15 protein-coding genes are annotated in these 17,519 nt (G+C 58.2%); 7 read left to right on the forward strand and 8 right to left on the reverse strand.

Annotation, left to right across the window (positions count from 1 at the left end):
* Positions 1–173 precede the first annotated feature (173 nt).
* Positions 174–1,316: a glycerate kinase gene (locus AC1RQB_RS10360; RefSeq protein WP_063343737.1), complete on the reverse strand. Its 1,143-nt coding sequence runs from the start codon at positions 1,314–1,316 to the stop codon at positions 174–176.
* A 275-nt stretch (positions 1,317–1,591) separates the two neighbouring features.
* On the reverse strand, positions 1,592–2,722 hold the full coding sequence (locus AC1RQB_RS10365) for a sugar diacid recognition domain-containing protein (RefSeq protein WP_063343738.1): 1,131 nt from the start codon (positions 2,720–2,722) through the stop codon (positions 1,592–1,594).
* Between the two features lie 169 nt (positions 2,723–2,891).
* Between AC1RQB_RS10365 and AC1RQB_RS10370 the strand changes: the two genes are divergently transcribed.
* The 3 genes from AC1RQB_RS10370 (at position 2,892) to rarD (ending at position 6,782) form a co-directional block, all read left to right on the forward strand.
* Positions 2,892–4,202: an MFS transporter gene (locus AC1RQB_RS10370; RefSeq protein WP_063343739.1), complete on the forward strand. Its 1,311-nt coding sequence runs from the start codon at positions 2,892–2,894 to the stop codon at positions 4,200–4,202.
* Positions 4,203–4,533: 331 nt separating this feature from the next.
* The gene (locus AC1RQB_RS10375) at positions 4,534–5,547 is read left to right on the forward strand and encodes an aldo/keto reductase (protein WP_063343740.1); all 1,014 of its coding nucleotides are present in this window, start codon (positions 4,534–4,536) and stop codon (positions 5,545–5,547) included.
* Between the two features lie 347 nt (positions 5,548–5,894).
* Positions 5,895–6,782 (forward strand): EamA family transporter RarD, encoded by an 888-nt coding sequence (rarD, locus tag AC1RQB_RS10380; RefSeq protein ID WP_063343741.1) that lies wholly within the window; start codon positions 5,895–5,897, stop codon positions 6,780–6,782.
* Between the two features lie 165 nt (positions 6,783–6,947).
* Here the strand turns inward: rarD and hppD are convergent, their stop codons facing one another.
* Together hppD and AC1RQB_RS10390 are read right to left on the reverse strand one after the other, a co-directional pair.
* Positions 6,948–8,024, reverse strand: coding sequence for a 4-hydroxyphenylpyruvate dioxygenase (hppD, locus tag AC1RQB_RS10385; RefSeq protein ID WP_063343742.1), 1,077 nt, complete (start codon positions 8,022–8,024; stop codon positions 6,948–6,950).
* Between the two features lie 246 nt (positions 8,025–8,270).
* Positions 8,271–9,218: a DMT family transporter gene (locus tag AC1RQB_RS10390; protein WP_063343743.1), complete on the reverse strand. Its 948-nt coding sequence runs from the start codon at positions 9,216–9,218 to the stop codon at positions 8,271–8,273.
* A gap of 285 nt (positions 9,219–9,503) precedes the next feature.
* On the opposite strand from AC1RQB_RS10390, the gene AC1RQB_RS10395 reads away from it, so the two are divergent.
* The 3 genes from AC1RQB_RS10395 (at position 9,504) to AC1RQB_RS10405 (ending at position 12,614) form a co-directional block, all read left to right on the forward strand.
* Positions 9,504–10,376, forward strand: coding sequence for a LysR family transcriptional regulator (locus tag AC1RQB_RS10395; RefSeq protein WP_063343744.1), 873 nt, complete (start codon positions 9,504–9,506; stop codon positions 10,374–10,376).
* Between the two features lie 103 nt (positions 10,377–10,479).
* A complete protein-coding gene (locus tag AC1RQB_RS10400; protein ID WP_063343745.1) occupies positions 10,480–12,015 on the forward strand; it encodes an EAL domain-containing protein in 1,536 nt (511 codons plus the stop codon).
* 233 nt (positions 12,016–12,248) lie between these two features.
* A complete protein-coding gene (locus AC1RQB_RS10405; RefSeq protein ID WP_008075430.1) occupies positions 12,249–12,614 on the forward strand; it encodes a histone-like nucleoid-structuring protein, MvaT/MvaU family in 366 nt (121 codons plus the stop codon).
* A 173-nt stretch (positions 12,615–12,787) separates the two neighbouring features.
* On the opposite strand, the gene AC1RQB_RS10410 is transcribed toward AC1RQB_RS10405, so the two are convergent.
* On the reverse strand, positions 12,788–13,291 hold the full coding sequence (locus tag AC1RQB_RS10410; protein ID WP_404943006.1) for a DUF4946 domain-containing protein: 504 nt from the start codon (positions 13,289–13,291) through the stop codon (positions 12,788–12,790).
* A gap of 156 nt (positions 13,292–13,447) precedes the next feature.
* Here AC1RQB_RS10410 and gloA point away from each other — a divergent pair, with 156 nt between their 5' ends.
* Positions 13,448–13,969 (forward strand): lactoylglutathione lyase, encoded by a 522-nt coding sequence (gene gloA, locus AC1RQB_RS10415; protein WP_063343747.1) that lies wholly within the window; start codon positions 13,448–13,450, stop codon positions 13,967–13,969.
* Positions 13,970–14,154: 185 nt separating this feature from the next.
* Here gloA and ahpF read toward each other — a convergent pair whose 3' ends face one another.
* The 3 genes from ahpF to AC1RQB_RS10430 all read right to left on the reverse strand — a co-directional run bounded on the left by ahpF (position 14,155) and on the right by AC1RQB_RS10430 (position 17,482).
* Positions 14,155–15,717, reverse strand: a complete 1,563-nt coding sequence (ahpF, locus tag AC1RQB_RS10420; RefSeq protein WP_063343748.1) for an alkyl hydroperoxide reductase subunit F — start codon at positions 15,715–15,717, stop codon at positions 14,155–14,157.
* A 125-nt stretch (positions 15,718–15,842) separates the two neighbouring features.
* A complete protein-coding gene (gene ahpC / locus AC1RQB_RS10425) occupies positions 15,843–16,406 on the reverse strand; it encodes an alkyl hydroperoxide reductase subunit C (RefSeq protein ID WP_063343749.1) in 564 nt (187 codons plus the stop codon).
* Positions 16,407–16,543: 137 nt separating this feature from the next.
* A complete protein-coding gene (locus AC1RQB_RS10430) occupies positions 16,544–17,482 on the reverse strand; it encodes a site-specific integrase (protein WP_063343750.1) in 939 nt (312 codons plus the stop codon).
* Positions 17,483–17,519: the final 37 nt, after the last annotated feature.

A 17,519-nucleotide genomic window follows, 5' to 3' on the forward strand; every position in this document is an offset into this window, starting at 1 on the left:
TTCGAGGGAGGCAGGCGTGTTTCAGCGGTGAAACACTCGTTAGCTTAAATGCAGAACCTGTGGGAGCGGGCTTGCCCGCGAAGGCGGCGGCACAGTCAACATTGGTGGTGCCTGACACACCGCTTCGCGGGCAAGCCCGCTCCCACAAGGATTTCTTTCTGCTGACGATTGAGTCAGGCCTTGCGGGCCGCCACCCGCCACACCCGCGCAATATCACGGGCGCGCTCGCGCAACAAACGCGGCGCCTCGGCGCAGGCCTGCTCCAGTGTCATCGGCCCGCTGGCCAAGGCAAAGGCCGCATCGATGCCATGCTCGTACAGCGCCTGATACCCCTCGCCCAAGGTGCCGGCGATGACGATGACCGGCACGCCGTGCTGGCGTGCGATGCGCGCCACGCCAAACGGGGTTTTGCCGCGCAACGTCTGGGCATCGAAACGACCTTCACCGGTGATCACCAGATCGGCGCCCTTGACCGCCTCGGCCAGCCCGACCAGTTCAGCGACCACTTCCACCCCGGCCTGAAATTGCGCACCGAGAAACGCCTTGGCGGCAAACCCCAATCCGCCCGCCGCGCCGCTGCCTGGTTCGTCGCGCACGTCCTTGTCCAAAGCTTGTGCGCAGAGTTCGGCAAAGTGCCCGAGGGCCTGGTCCAGTTGCTCGACTTGCTCGGGCGATGCACCTTTCTGCGGTCCAAAAATCGCTGAGGCACCATGAGGGCCGCACAGCGGGTTATTGACGTCGGCGGCGATGTCGAAACGCACCCCGGCCAGTCGCGGGTCAATGCCACTCAGGTCGAGGCGGGCCAATTGCGCCAAGGCCAGACCACCCGGTACCAGGGTTTGCTCCTGAGCGTCCAGCAGTTTCACACCCAAGGCCTGCATTGCCCCGGCCCCGCCGTCGTTGGTAGCGCTGCCGCCAATCGCCAGGATCACCCGTTGCGCGCCGGCATCCAGCGCGGCGCGGATCAATTCACCGGTGCCGTAGGTGCTGCTGGTGCAGGCATCGCGCAGGTTCGGCGCAACCAGTTGCAGGCCACTGGCCTCGGCCATTTCGATGATCGCGGTGTGGCTCTGTGGCAGCCAGCCCCACGCGGCATCGACCGTGGCACCCAGCGGCCCGCGAACATGGGTACGGCGCAGTTCGCCGTCGCATGCGGCCAGAATCGACTCGACCGTGCCTTCCCCGCCATCAGCCATCGGGCACTTGATCAAGTGTGCATCCGGCCAGACTTCCGCCAGCCCCAGCGCAATGGCCTCGGCCACACCTTGAGCACTCAGGCTGTCCTTGAACGAATCGGGGGCGATGACGATTTTCATGCGAATTCTCCAGTTCCAATGCGTCCATGCTGCCAGCCGCCATGAACAATAACGCCGGTCCGCTGCACAAGCGGGCATGAGGATTATTGTTCATTTCCACAAAAACCTCTGCACACACCTCTCGTCGTAGCAGCTGCCGAGCCTGCGAGGCTGCGTTCGGCGGCGAAGCCGTCGTAATTCCAACCAACAAAGTTTCCCTGATACACCGCGGTGCATGATTTCACGACGGCTTCGCCGCCGAACGCAGCCTCGCAAGCTCGGCAGCTGCTACGGTGCTACGGGATTGCGGTTGGCAGTTCGGTTTGGGGCAGCAGCTGGACACCAAGGTAAAGCGCGAGCATTCCATCCAGTTTTAGCGGGTCGACGCCGCTGAGTTCGGCGATCCGCTCCATGCGGTAACGCAGACTGTTGCGATGAATGCCCAGCGCCTCGGCGCAGGCCTGGCTCTGGCCGTCGTGTTCGCACCAACTGCGCAGCGTCGCCAGCAGTTGGCCGTTGCCATCCTTGGCGATGACTTTGCGCAGCGGCCGCAACAGTTCATCCAGCGCATCGTCGTTGCGGTGCCGCCAGAGCATCACCGGTAGCCGATAGCGGTTCAGGGTCAACAAGCGCGAATGCGGTAACACATCGCGTCCATAGGCCAACAGATCACCGACCCGACGATAGCAACGGCGCAATCCCGACAATCCATCGGCCTGCCCGCCCACGGCAATGCGCAAAATATTCCAGCCGAGGCCATCGAGCTTCTCCAGCAGCCGTTCGTTCTCGATCGCTGGCGTTGCCGGTCGGCACCACAGTAACGAGGACTTGGCCGAACTCACGCACCAACTGTCCGGATAACGCGACATCAGCCAGGCGCTGAGCGCTTCGACGGTCTGGCCCGGGCCGTGTTCCATGCCCAACTCGAACAGGTACGGCACCCGCGTCAACTGCGGTTTGAGCCCCAGCTGCTGCGCTTCGTCCAGCAACCGCGGCGAATCCCCCGCCTCGCTGAGCAGCAGTGCCAGCAGATCATCGCAACGCTGACGCCGCCATTGCTGCTCGGCCTGCTGATTGCGCTGGCCCACCAGCATCTCGGCGGTCATTCGCACCAGCTCGGCATAGGTGCGCAATTGCTCGGGTTCGCCGGTAATGCCGAGCACGCCAATCAAACGCTGATCGAGCAACAGCGGCAGATTAATGCCCGGCTGCACGCCTTTGAGATGAATCGCCGTTTGCGCGTCGATCTCCACCACGCGCCCGTTGGCCAGCACCAGTTGTGCGCCTTCGTGGCGGGTGTTGATGCGCTCCGGCTCGCCGCTGCCGAGAATCAGTCCCTGACTGTCCATGACATTGACGTTGTACGGCAGGATGGCCATCGCCCGGTCGACGATGTCCTGGGCCAGGTCGTGATCGAGTTCGAACATAGCGCGATTCCTTGAAAACGTGATGGAACGGGTTGTTCACCCGCACAGGCCTTGGTCATAAACCCTGTGCTCAGGCACAAAGACAATCACCCAAGGGGTGGCCGAGACTCACTGGGCGATCAACGTTACCCTTGCGTCGCAAAAAATCATAATAAAGAGAGAGCCCGCCATGTCACAGAGCGCCGCAGCTACCCTGGCCACCGCTGACGACAAAAACGCCGTTTACAAACGCATTACCCTGCGCTTGATCCCCTTCATCTTCATCTGCTACCTGTTCAATTACCTCGACCGGGTGAACGTCGGGTTCGCCAAACTGCAGATGCTCGACGCACTGAAATTCAGCGAAACCGTGTACGGCCTCGGTGCCGGGATCTTCTTCATCGGCTATGTACTCTGCGGCGTACCGAGCAACCTGGCCCTGACCAAATTCGGTCCGCGACGCTGGATCGCGCTGATGATGATCACTTGGGGCACGCTGTCGACTTGCCTGTTGTTCGTCACCACACCGACCGAGTTCTACACGTTGCGCCTGTTTACCGGTGCCGCCGAAGCCGGTTTTTTTCCGGGAGTGGTGCTTTATCTCTCGCAGTGGTTCCCGACGTTCCGTCGTGGCCGCATTATGGCGCTGTTCATGTCGGCGATCCCGGTGTCCGGTCTGCTTGGCAGTCCGTTTTCCGGCTGGATCCTCAACCACTTCGGCGCAGGCCAGGCTGGTTTGGCCGGTTGGCAGTGGATGTTCCTGCTGCAAGGCATACCGACCGTTATTCTCGGCGCCCTCGCCTACTTCCTGCTCAGCGACAGTTACGCCAACGCCAAGTGGCTGACCCCTTACGAGCGTTCGGTGCTTGAGGCCGATCACGCTCAAGACCTGGCCAGCAAACCGAAAACTGCTACCGATTCCCTGCTGGCGGTGTTCAAGAACCCGGCGATCTGGGCTTTCGGCCTGATTTATTTCTGCATCCAGAGCGGTGTCTACGCGATCAACTTCTGGCTGCCGTCGATCATCAAGAATCTGGGTTTCAGCGATAACCTGGTGATTGGTTGGCTCAGTGCGATTCCGTATCTGCTGGCGGCGGTGTTTATGTTGATGGTCGGTCGTTCCGCTGATTTGCGCAAAGAACGCCGCTGGCACTTGGTGGTGCCGATGCTGATGGGCGCGGTGGGTCTGTTGATTGCGGTGAACTTCGCTGCCAACCCCGCCATTGCCATTCTCGGGCTGACCATCGCCACCATGGGCGCCCTCACCGGCCTGCCGATGTTCTGGCCCGTGCCGACCGCCATGCTCAGCGCGGGTGCGGCTGCCGGTGGGTTGGCGTTGATCAACTCCATGGGGCAGATGGCGGGTTTTCTTAGCCCGTACCTGGTGGGTTGGGTCAAGGACAGCACCGGCTCGACTGATGCGGCGCTGTATCTGCTGGCGGGTGTGATTGTTTGTGGGAGTTTGCTGGCGCTGCGCATGACGCGGACGTTGCGGGTTTAAAAGGGCAAGATCAAAAGATCGCAGGCTGCGCCAGCTCCTACACGGGGATGATGTACACCCAGTAGGAACTGGCGCAGCCTGCGATCTTTTTGCTTTGCATGCTTTTGTGGCGAGGGGCTGTTGTGGCGAGGGGGCTTGTCGGAGTGCCGCATCACCCCGTTCGGCTGCGAAGCAGTCGTAAAGGTTCAACTTTGAAATGCCGGGGTCGCTTCGCGCCCCAACGGGGGCAAGCCCCCCTCGCCACGGGTGATCTGGCCTAATAATTCCGATTGCTCCCAGTCACGGTTCTGGTATTTGATTAGGGCTTTCTGACCGGTAAAAGGATTTCGTCATGAGCTATCGCACGCTGGGTCATTCGGGTTTACAGGTGTCGACCCTCACATTGGGCACCATGATGTTCGGCGAACAGACCAGCACCGAAGATTCCCTGCGAATCATCGACAAGGCCTGGGACCAGGGCATCAACTTCATCGACACTGCGGACGTGTACACCAACGGCCGTTCCGAAGAGATCGTTGGCGAAGCGATCGCCAGTCGGCGGCAGGAATGGGTATTGGCCACCAAGGTCGGCTTCGGACCGGTGGACGGTATGCCGAACCGCAGCGGCCTGAGCCGCAAGCACCTGTTCAATGGCATCGACGCCAGCCTGACGCGGTTGGGCACCGATTATCTGGACATCTATTACCTGCACCGCGAAGACCACAACACGCCGCTGGAGGTCACGGTGTCAGCCATTGGCGATTTGATCCGCCAGGGCAAGATCCGCTACTGGGGCCTGTCGAACTACCGTGGATGGCGCATTGCCGAAGTCATCCGCATCGCCGACAAACTCGGTGTCGACAGGCCGGTCATCAGCCAACCGCTGTACAACATCGTCAACCGTCAGGCGGAAACCGAGCAGATCACTGCTGCACAAAACTATGGCCTCGGTGTGGTGCCATACAGTCCTCTTGCGCGTGGTGTGCTCAGCGGCAAGTACGCGCCCGACGTGACACCGGACGCCAACAGCCGCGCGGGCCGTCAGGACAAACGCATTCTGGAAACCGAATGGCGGGTGGAGTCATTACGCATTGCCCAACAGATCCAGGAATACACGCAGGGCCGTGGCGTGGGCATCGTCGAGTTCGCGATTGCCTGGGTACTGAACAATGGCGCTGTGACTTCGGCCATCGTCGGGCCTCGCACTGAGGAACAGTGGGATGCGTACACCAAGGCACAGGCGGTGAAGATCACGGCTGAGGACGAGGCGTTTATTGATTCGCTGGTGACACCGGGTCACGCGTCGACGCCGGGGTTCAATGACGTGAGCCACTTTGTACCGGGGCGTAAACCGCATACGGCTTGAGATTTATCGCGGGCAAGCCCGCTCCCACAGGGTTTTGTGTCAATCACAAGATCTGTTGGCGATCACGGCCTAATGTGGGAGTGGGCTTGCTCACGAAGACGGTTTCACATTCAGCATTGATGTTGGCCGGTAGACCGCTTTCGCGAGCAAGCCCGCTCTCACAGGGTTCTGTGTCGACCGCAAATAGTGTGTATGACCCTGCTCCCACAGGTTGAGTGTCGACCTGCTGACTATGCTTTGGCTGAGGATCAGCCAGGATGTGGTAAATATTGATCACTCGCCCAATATTCAACACAAAAACCACGTATCCTGCGCGCCCCGTTTGACCTTCAACCCGCGAGGACAGCTTGTCTAAAGGTATCGCTCTATCGGTTACAGCCTCGATGCTGTTTGCCGTCATGTATTACTACACATCGCTGCTCTCCCCCTTGAGCGGCGTAGAAATCTTCGGTTGGCGGATGCTGCTGACCGCGCCGTGCATGACGGTATTCATGGTGGTGTCCGGTGAATGGAAGCGCGTGGTCGAGATTGTTCGGCGGCTGGCTGGCAAGCCGAAGCTGATTGTCGGCCTGATTGGCTCCGCAGTGCTGCTGGGTCTGCAACTCTGGTTGTTCATGTGGGCACCGCTCAACGGTTATAGCCTCGACGTGTCGCTGGGGTATTTCCTGTTGCCGCTGTCCATGGTCCTGACCGGGCGAATCGTCTATGGCGAGCGACTTTCCTATCTGCAGAAAATAGCCGTGTTCTTCGCCAGCCTCGGCGTGCTCAACGAGTTGTATCAGGTCGGCGGTTTTTCCTGGGCGACCTTGCTGGTGGTGGTCGGTTATCCCATCTATTTCATCCTGCGCAAGCGCCTGGCCACGGACAACCTTGGCGGGCTCTGGCTGGACATGGCGTTGATGCTGCCAGTGGCGTTCTGGTTCGTGCAGGGCGGCGAGCAAGGTTTCGGCGTGTTTGATCAACATCCGTGGCTGTCGCTGTTGATCCCGATACTCGGAGTGATAAGTGCTTCGGCGCTGGTGGTCTACATCATTGCCAGTCGGCTGCTGCCGTTCAGCCTGTTCGGGTTGTTGAGTTACGTCGAGCCGGTGCTGTTGCTCGGCGTTGCGTTGCTGCTGGGGGAAAGTATCAAGGCCGGCGAATGGCTGACCTATATTCCGATCTGGTTGGCGGTGTTGGTGTTGGTGTTTGAAGGGTTCAAGCATCTGGTCCGGCAACGACGCCGGCCGATGTAATTGTAGGAGCGAGGCTTGCCCGCGAAGGCGGTGTGTCAGGCAACGTCAATGTCGACTGGCACTCCCTCTTCGCGAGCAAGCCCGCTCCCACATTGGATTTACGTCAGCCAATAAAAAGCCCGGCCAGCATTGCTGCTGACCGGGCTTTTTCACGCCTGAACCGGGTTAATCGGTAGAGAGCACACCCCGACGAACCTGGTCACGCTCGATGGATTCGAACAGTGCCTTGAAGTTGCCTTCGCCGAAGCCATCGTCGCCTTTACGCTGGATGAATTCAAAGAACACCGGGCCCATCAGGGTTTCCGAGAAGATCTGCAACAGCAGACGCTTGTCGCCCGACTCGGATGAACCGTCCAGCAAAATGCCCCGCGCTTGCAATTCGTTGACCGGCTCGCCGTGGTTCGGCAAACGGCCTTCGAGCATTTCGTAGTAGGTGTCCGGCGGCGGCGTCATGAAGCGCATGCCGATACTTTTCAAGTGATCCCAGGTCTTGATCAGGTCATCGCTGAGGAAGGCCACGTGCTGGATGCCCTCCCCGTTGAACTGCATCAGGAACTCTTCGATCTGCCCGGCGCCCTTGGAGGACTCTTCGTTCAGCGGGATACGGATCATGCCGTCCGGCGCGGTCATGGCCTTGGAGGTCAGGCCGGTGTATTCGCCTTTGATGTCGAAGTAACGGATTTCACGGAAGTTGAACAGCTTCTCGTAGAAATTGGCCCAGTAGGCCATGCGCCCGCGATACACGTTGTGGGTCAGGTGATCGATAATCTTCAGGCCGGCCCCGACCGGGTTGCGGTCAACGCCTTCGATGAACACGAAGTCGATGTCATAGATCGAACTGCCTTCACCGAAACGGTCGATCAGGTACAGCGGCGCGCCGCCAATGCCTTTGATCGCCGGCAGATGCAGTTCCATCGGACCGGTTTCGATGTGGATCGGTTGGGCGCCGAGTTCCAGGGCACGCTTGTAGGCCTTTTGCGAATCCTTGACGCGGAACGCCATGCCGCACACCGACGGGCCATGCTCGGCCGCGAAGTACGACGCCACGCTGTTGGGTTCGTTGTTGAGGATCAGGTTGATCTGGCCCTGGCGATACAGGTGCACGTCTTTGGAACGGTGGGTCGCGACCTTGGTGAAGCCCATGATCTGGAAGATCGGCTCCAGGGTGTTCGGGGTCGGCGATGCGAATTCGATGAACTCAAAGCCCATCAGGCCCATTGGGTTTTCGTATAAATCTGCCATTTTGGCGCCTCATCATTTCTTATCAATTAACGAATCGTTAGTTGCTAGCAATGCTGAGACTGGCGGGCGGCGCGCAGGAGATGCCCCGCACGCTGCGGGCGAGGAAGTCACCGTAGATCAATTGAAACCCAAAACTCTTCATTGTCGACCCAAGGCTCTTGCGGGCGAGGCTTCTGCTGCCAGAAGACGATTATTCTTATATGCGTAACCCGATTCTACACAGCGTAAATCAGTTTGTCCGCCTTCTTATAAAAACCCCCTTTTTGTAGCGTGCGCAAGCGGTTTGTTGCACAGAAAAATCCCCGCCAGGATCAACCCGCCGCCCAGGCACATCACCAGTGTCAATTGCTCGCCCAGCAACAATGCGCCAAACAGAACGGCGGTCAGCGGGTTCAAGGCGATGAACACACCCGAACGCGTCGCACCGATTTTGCGGATACCGTCGTAATAACCAATATAGGCCAATGCCGAACCCAGTACGCCCAGGTACAGCAGGCTCAACCATTGTTGCGTGCCGAGGCCAGCCAGCGCCGCCACACTCAGCTCACCACGCACGGCGCTGGTCACCCAAAGCATCAGCGTGCCCAGCAAAATCGAGTACGTCACCGTCTGCACCGGCCCCAACGTTTGATTCAGGCCTTTGGAGAACAGAGAATAAATGCCCCAGCCGAGCACGCAGCCGAAGATCAACAGATCGCCGATCCAGGCATCAGTACCACCGGCCAGCAATTGCGGATTGCGGCTGACGATCACCAGGCTGGCTCCGGCTATGCAGATCGCAATACCGGTCACTTTTGCCCGGCTCAGTCGTTCCTTGAACAGCAGCCACGACGCCAGGCCGATCACGGCCGGATTCAACGCCACGATCAACGATGCCCGTGACGCGTTGATGTAATGCAGCCCGTAGAAGAAGCACAGGTTGTAGAAGAAGATGCCGAAGAACCCCAGCAGCGTCAGTTGTAGCCATTGTCGAGGGCTGGGGCGCACCAAAGGCACCTGCGCCAGCAACAGGAACAGCAGCAACGCCACGCTCGCCAGCAAGAACCGCAGGCTCGCGGCCAATAACGGACTGAGGCTGTCGGCCAGAAATCGCCCGGCGACGAACGTCCCGCCCCAGATCATGGTGACCGCAGCCAGTTTCAGATAAACCGGTACATCGGAAGTTTTCGCAAGTGTCTGTTCGTACGTAGTCATCAAGTCTCCACCATCAGAAATCGGGTACATGGCATAACCAGTCAGTTAAGCCAAAAGGCACCCGTAGCAGCTGCCGAGCCCGCGAGGCTGCGTTCGGCTGCGTTCGGCTGCGCAGTAGTCGCAAGATCAGGGATCTGCGGCACGTCAGGCAGCCCGCATTAGCCGGATTCACGACTGCTTCGCAGCCGAACGCAGGCTTCGCCAGCTGCTACAGATTGCGACTGGCCTCGGCACATGCCGTATCATTCGACTAATGCCCTATCATCGTAAAATGAGTAAATACTCATGACCCTGACTCAACTCGAGATTTTCTCGCTGGTGGCCGAGCTGCGCGGCTTCACGGCGGCGGCCCATCGTTTGGAGATTTCCCAATCCGCGGTGTCCCACGCGCTCAAGTCGCTGGAACAGGAACTGGGAGTAGAACTGCTGCGCCGGCATCAGTCCCAGGTCGAGCTGAGTGACATCGGCCAGCAGCTGTTACTACGCGCTCGGGCGATGCTCGGGCTGGCTAACACGTTGCGCCAGGAAGCGGCGGATGCTAGAGGAATGAAACGCGGCACCCTGCGCATCGGCTCGTTCGGCCCGACTTCATCGATCAAACTGCTGCCGAAAATCCTGCAGCATTACCGCGCCGCACACCCGGGCATCGAGGTTCACATCGACGAAGGGCCGGATCGCCAAGTGATCCAGTGGCTGGAAGAGCGACGTATCGATATCGGCTTCGTGGTGTTGCCCCTGGAGCGTTTCGACACTTTTGGGCTAATCGAAGACCAGATGGTTGCGCTGCTGCCTGCCGACCATGCGCTGGCCGGTCGCGACAGTTTGAGCTTGAGCGATTTATGCCACGACCCTTTTGTACTGACCGAAGCCGGCTCTTCGGAACTGGTGTCGCGCCTGTTTAATGCGGCGCGGTTGACGCCGAACATTCGCTATCGCTGTTCGCAGTTGCTCAGCACACTGGACACCGTCGGCCGTGGCGACGCCCTGACCGTTGTCGCCGAAGGCTCTTTGCCTGACCACAACGACAACCGTTACGTGAAAAAACCGCTGTCGCCACCGGTCAGCCGCCAAGTCGGGCTGGCGGTGCTCGATCAGCGTCAGTCATCACCTGCGACGCAGGCCTTTATCAAACTGGCTTCAAGCCTGAATGATCATTGAACGGCATAAGTGCTGTCGGCCAACTATTATCGCTGAACTCTTCTGGGAGGCGTGTCGCCCAGCCAGCCTTTGAGAGCCCTCTTTTATCGCGATGGATTTGCGAATGCCATTGAACGTCAAAAACCGCCGTCAACGTGGCACCCGGATCGTTGTGACTGTTCTGAGCGGGCTACTCCCGGTTTTGCTGGGGTTCGCCATTCTCTATCTGCAGGCTGAACGTACCCTCAAGCAAAGTTCTGAAGTGACTGGCGAAGAAGCCATTCGCCAATTCGAGCTGATGCTCGACAACACCGCACTAGCGGCGCAAGAACTACTGCCTCTGGCCGGCCAGAATTGCAACGATGTCAAACTGACCCTGCGTGAACAAGTCACCCGCCGGCCGTTCGTGCGCTCGACCAATCTTGTATGGAACACCACCCTCTATTGCAGTTCGTTGTTCGGTGAATATCAGGAAAAGATCAATCCCGGCGATTACACCCAAGGCAAGCTATGGCTCATGAACGGCAATCCAGTCACGCCCAATACCGCGTTGTTGGTGTATCGGCTGAATGAAGGAAACCAGGGCGCATTGACCACGCTGGACGGTTATCACCTGAGTAACGTGCTGCGCCTGATCGGTCGCAAAACATTATTGTTGCTGCAAGTAGGCCCTAATTGGCTGTCCGCCGACGGCAAAGTCCACAACGACGCCCTGCCCATTTTTCCGGTGGCGCAAAACACGCTGATGTCTACGCGATATGCCTTTACGGTGGCCGCCGGTTTCCCCGAAGGAGAAACCTGGCGTTACATGCGCAGTGAGTACCCGCCGTTGTTCAGTCTGTTGATGTTCTTCGGTGTGGTATCAGGTTCGATCGGGCATGTCCTGCAGAAGCGTTCGACGTCGCCGAGCCGTGAAATGCAGCGGGCGCTGGAGGCAGCAGAGTTCATTCCGTATTTTCAGCCCGTGGTGCACGGCGACAATAAGCAGTGGTCCGGCGCCGAAGTATTGATGCGCTGGAAACATCCCAAAGAAGGCCTGGTACGCCCTGATCTGTTCATCCCGTTTGCCGAACATTCCGGGCTGATCGTGCCGATGACTCGCTCCTTGATGCGACAGACCTGCGCATTGCTGGCTCCCCTGTCGACCTCGTTCGACAGGCCGTTTCACATTGGCATCAACATTACCGCCAGTCACTGCCGGGATCTGGAACTGGTCGAAGACTGCCATGAATTCCTCAGCGCTTTCGCCCCGGGCAGCATCAACCTGGTGCTGGAGCTGACCGAACGCGAACTCATCGAGCCGACAGCCATCACCCTGCAATTGTTCGAGCAGCTTCACGGGTTGGGCGTGATGATCGCGATCGATGACTTCGGAACGGGTCACTCAAGCCTGGGTTATTTGCGTCAGTTCAATGTGGACTTTCTGAAAATCGATCAGAGCTTTGTCTCCATGATTGGCGTTGACGCCCTGTCCCGGCACATTCTGGACAGCATCATCGAACTGTCGGCCAAACTCGATCTGGGTATTGTCGCCGAAGGCGTGGAAACCGTAGAACAGAGTGACTATCTGACGGCCCACGGCGTGAACTTCCTGCAAGGTTATCTGTTTGGTCGGCCGATGCCCGGCGCAGACTTCATTAGAGCATTAAGTGATCGTTAACTAACCGCTCTAAGGGGCGAAGCCATGAAGATGCGCACCAAATTGAATCAAAAGACTACTCTTGTTACATGAAGAAAAAGTCAGGATTTACTCTTGGCCAATTAACTACTACAATTTTTCATGCCTGTGCAGAACTGGCAGGTGTGCCATTATCACCGAGTCGCTTCAAGGCTCTTGGCTTATAGCTTTGTTTGCGGTTGGTATCAGCCAAACACACTATTGGAGTAAAGATATTGTCCAGACTCGCTGAATTCCGTGCAGCTGAAAAGGCCCTTCAAGAACAGCTCAAGCAGTTGGAATCGCTGAAGAACGATGCCGGGCTCAAGAAAGAAATCGAATTCGAAGAAAAGCTCCAGGGGCTGATGAAAACCTACGGCAAGAGCTTGCGCGACATCATCGCCATCCTCGATCCAAACCCGGCAAAATCCGGCCTGCAGCAGGCAGCAGCGCCTAAAACCCGCCGCGCTCGCGTGGTCAAGGTGTATCAGAACCCGCACACCGGTGAACTGATTGAAACCAAGGGCGGCAATCATCGCGGCCTGAAAGCCTGGAAGGAACAATACGGTGCTGCCACCGTTGATTCCTGGCTGCGAGGCTAAGCACTCGCGATCATAAAAAAGCCCTGCAATGCAGGGCTTTTTCATAGACAGCGTCTAAATGCAACGAAAGTCGCCGATCAACTCGTTACATTCCGATGAACTTTATGCTTAATCCCTTTGGCTATCTAAAAAATGCCGAACACGCTGAAATCTACTGATACGCAAACCTTAAACTAAAGTTTCAAGCTGTTTCGAGCCGCCGCTATGTCGTCCTGACTTGCCTTATAAACCTCTGCCTGCCCCGCATAAGAAAGAACATAGGCCTTATCGGCGTCAACCGCAGCGACCAATGTTTGAGACAGCACATGTCGACCGTTCTGCGTAATCGTGCAGGTAGTTTCCAGCGCCGATAGCCGGCTTAAGGTAGTCGGGTGAATTTTAGTGCAAACGCTCTGATACCCACTCTGAAAAAAGTCCTTTTGCACCGACTTGCGCATTTCCAGGAGCACGCCTTCCAGGTTCACCTGATGACCACTTTCTACCTGAGTCATGGTCAACTCCATCACCATCACCGGCGTACCGTCCTGATCGTTTTTTACCGCGCGTTGCCGGGATACCTGCGGTTTAGTCTCATCTTGCGAAATAGCCTCGACAGTCCATCCGCTTGGCCAAATCACGACCGGAGCTTCTGCATAAACGGGGGTAACACCTGAAAGCAGACACATCAGGACGAACATCGATTGACAGAATCGGGTCATTGCAATGAACACTCACGAATTGAGCCGTAAAGTCTGAGCCTCACCCGGCTGTCAGGCAAGCCTGCGGTTTTGGTTTGGCGATGCCGGAGCCCTTGCGTATCATTGTGACCATTCTTGGATTTTCTGGAGGGCCCCATGAGCCTGCACGAACTCAATACATTTCCCGGTGTGACTGCACAACCCGACACCGCCACCCAGAAGTTCGTCTTCAACCACACCATGCTGCGGGTCAAGGACATCACCAAGTCGCTGGATTTCTACACCCGCGTCCTGGGTTTCTCGCTGGTGGAGAAACGCGATTTTCCGGAAGCCGAGTTCAGCCTGTATTTCCTGGCGCTGGTCGATAAAAACCAGATCCCGGCCGATGCCGCGGCTCGCACCGAGTGGATGAAATCGATTCCCGGCATTCTCGAACTGACCCATAACCACGGCACTGAGAACGACGCGGATTTCGCCTACCACAATGGCAACACCGACCCACGCGGCTTCGGCCATATCTGCATTTCGGTACCGGACATTCGTGCCGCGTGCGAGCGCTTCGAAGCGCTGGGCTGCGATTTCCAGAAACGCCTGAACGACGGCCGCATGAAGAGCCTGGCCTTCATCAAGGACCCGGATGGTTACTGGGTCGAGATCATTCAGCCGGCACCGCTGTAAGCGCCACACACAGAAATGATCGTTCCCACGCTCTGCGTGGTAACGCCTCCTGTGACGCTCTGCGTCACGCTTTGGGACGCGGAGCGTCCCGGGCTGCATTCCCACGCAGAGCGTAGGAACGATCAGTGCAAGACACAAAAAACCCCATGATCACTCATGGGGTTTTGTGTTTTCGGCGTCGGCGTTTATGCAGGCGCCGAGGTGCGGATCAAGTGATCGAATGCACTGAGGGAAGCCTTGGCGCCCTCGCCCACCGCAATCACGATCTGCTTATACGGCACGGTGGTCACGTCACCGGCCGCAAACACGCCAGGCATCGACGTTTCACCGCGGGCATCGACGATGATCTCGCCACGCGGCGACAGCTCGATGGTGCCTTTGAGCCAATCGGTGTTAGGCAACAGACCGATCTGCACGAAGATTCCTTCCAGCTCGACAGTGCGCAACTCGTCCGACTGACGATCCTTGTAGCGCAGGCCGTTGACCTTTTGACCATCGCCAGTCACTTCAGTGGTTTGCGCACTGGTGATCACCGTAACGTTCGGCAGGCTGTGCAACTTGCGCTGCAATACCGCATCGGCGCGCAGTTGTACGTCGAACTCCAGCAGAGTCACGTGGGACACGATACCAGCCAGGTCGATGGCCGCTTCGACGCCGGAGTTACCGCCGCCAATCACCGCCACACGCTTGCCTTTGAACAGCGGACCGTCACAGTGTGGGCAGTACGCCACGCCCTTGTTACGGTATTGCTGCTCACCGGGAACGTTCATTTCACGCCACCGGGCGCCGGTCGCCAAAATCACGGTCTTGGCTTTCAAGGACGCACCACTGGCGAAATGGATTTCGTGCAGCGCGCCATTTTTGCCTGGCACAAGCTTGTCGGCGCGTTGCAGGTTCATGATGTCCACGTCGTACTGCTTGACGTGTTCTTCCAGCGCCACGGCCAGTTTCGGCCCTTCGGTTTCCTGCACCGAGATGAAGTTCTCGATGGCCATGGTGTCTAGCACCTGACCACCAAAACGTTCCGCCGCCACACCGGTGCGAATGCCTTTACGAGCAGCGTAGATCGCCGCCGAAGCACCGGCCGGGCCACCGCCGACGACCAGTACGTCAAAGGCTTCTTTGGCGCTGATTTTCTCGGCCTGGCGCTCGATGCCGCGGGTGTCGATCTTGGCGAGGATCTCTTCCAGGCCCATGCGGCCCTGGCCGAAGTTGACGCCATTCAGGTAGATGCTTGGGACGGCCATGATCTGGCGCTCGTCGACTTCAGCCTGAAACAGCGCGCCGTCGATGGCGACGTGACGAATGTTCGGATTCAGCACGGCCATCAGGTTCAACGCCTGGACCACGTCCGGGCAGTTCTGGCAGGACAGCGAGAAATACGTCTCGAAGTTGAACTCGCCTTTGAGCGAGCGGATCTGTTCGATCACTTCGATACTGGCCTTCGAGGGGTGGCCGCCGACTTGCAGCAGAGCCAGCACCAAGGATGTGAATTCGTGGCCCATCGGGATACCGGCGAAACGCAGGCTGATATCGGCCCCTGGGCGATTGATCGAGAACGATGGTTTGCGTGCGTCGTCACCGTTATCGAGCAAAGTAATCTGGGTGGAAAGACTGGCAACGTCTTTGAGTAATGCGAGCATTTCCTGGGATTTCGCACCGTCATCGAGGGATGCAACGATCTCGATCGGCTGGGTGACCCGTTCCAGGTACGATTTCAACTGGGCTTTAAGAGTGGCGTCCAACATACGGGCGATTTCCTTTATTCGTGTCGAAAAAAAACGCCCGAGCGAATCTCGCCCGGGCGTTTTTGAGGGCGGTGCAGCTTACTTAGGAGGTGCGGAGTTCCGCCCTGATGAAGCGCGTCACAGACTTAGATCTTGCCGACCAGGTCCAGGGACGGAGCCAGAGTGGCCTCGCCTTCTTTCCACTTGGCTGGGCAAACCTGGCCCGGGTGAGCAGCAACGTACTGAGCAGCCTTGATTTTGCGCAGCAGCTCGGAAGCATCACGGCCTACACCGCCGTCGTTCAGTTCAACGATTTTGACCTGGCCTTCAGGGTTGATCACGAAGGTGCCACGGTCAGCCAGACCAGCTTCTTCGATCAGTACGTCGAAGTTGCGGGAGATGACATGAGTCGGGTCGCCGATCATGGTGTACTGGATTTTGCCGATGGCTGGCGAAGTGTTGTGCCAGGCAGCGTGGGCAAAGTGGGTATCGGTGGAAACGCTGTAGATTTCGACGCCCAGCTTCTGGAACTCGGCGTAGTTGTCAGCCAGGTCTTCCAGTTCGGTCGGGCAGACGAAGGTGAAGTCAGCTGGGTAGAAGAACACGACAGACCACTTGCCTTTCAGGTCAGCGTCCGACACTTTTACGAAGTCGCCATTTTTAAAGGCGTCAGCTTTGAACGGTTTAACTTGGCTGTTGATGATAGGCATCGATGACTCTCCGTCAGGGGTTAAGAAGTTGATGGGTGAATCCTACCCAGTCGATCGCCGGCTGGCTCATTGGCAAACCTGATGCTGCTGATTGGTTTTCGCTATTAGCCGACAGTATTAATAGAAGAAAACGTGATCTACAGCGCCAATGGCTTTTCAGCGATGCGGGTCATCCCGATAAACGGGCTGGATTCAACATAGCGCATGGCGGACTTCATATCCTTCCAGCCCACGTAACTCATCAACGACTTCAAATCCCAACCGCTCTGATGAGCCCAGGTGGCAAATCCACGCCGCAAGGAGTGACTGGTGTAGTGCTCGGCCGGAATACCGGCACGCTCCAGCGCCTGACGCAATAACGGGATCACGCTATTGGCGTGCAAGCCCTCCTCGCTCAAATGGCCCCAGCGGTCGATACCCCGAAATACCGGCCCGCGGACCAACGCGGCGTCAGTGATCCATTGGATATAGGCCTGCACCGGACACAAACGCTGCAAGGCTGGCGTCTGGTACGTCTGACCGAGGTTCTCGCGGTCGCTCTTGCTGCGAGGCAAGTAGAGGGTAATGCCTGAGCCGGCGCTGGCCTGCACATGCTCAATCTGCACGCGACACAATTCATCGCTACGGAAACCGCGCCAAAAGCCCAGCAGAATCAGCGCCGTGTCGCGTCTGGCCCGCAGCAAACCCGGTTGATCGCCCTGCGCCTTGGCGGTTTGCGCTTCCTGCTCCAGCCAGGCCACCACATGCTCCAGATGCTGAAGCTGCAATGGCTCGGCCTGTTTTTCCTGCGCCGGGTGCAGCGCGCGAATGCCCTTGAACACTTTGCGCACCACGGGCGCCTTGGTGGGATCGGCGAAACCCTGACTGTTGTGCCACTGCGCCAACGCGGACAAACGTAACTTCAAAGTATTGATCGACAGCACGCCCGCATGAGCCACCAGATAGCGCGCCACGCTGTCACTGGTCGCCGGCAGGAACCCACCCCAACTGACCTCGAAATGCTCGATGGCCGCGCGATAGCTGCGACGGGTGTTGTCGCGGGTGGCGGCTTGCAGGTAGCGATCCAGATCGGTCATGGGCTCAGTTCTCGAAAACGTACCGCTGTAGCGGGTG

Source organism: Pseudomonas sp. GW822-FHT02E03, assembly GCF_058802325.1.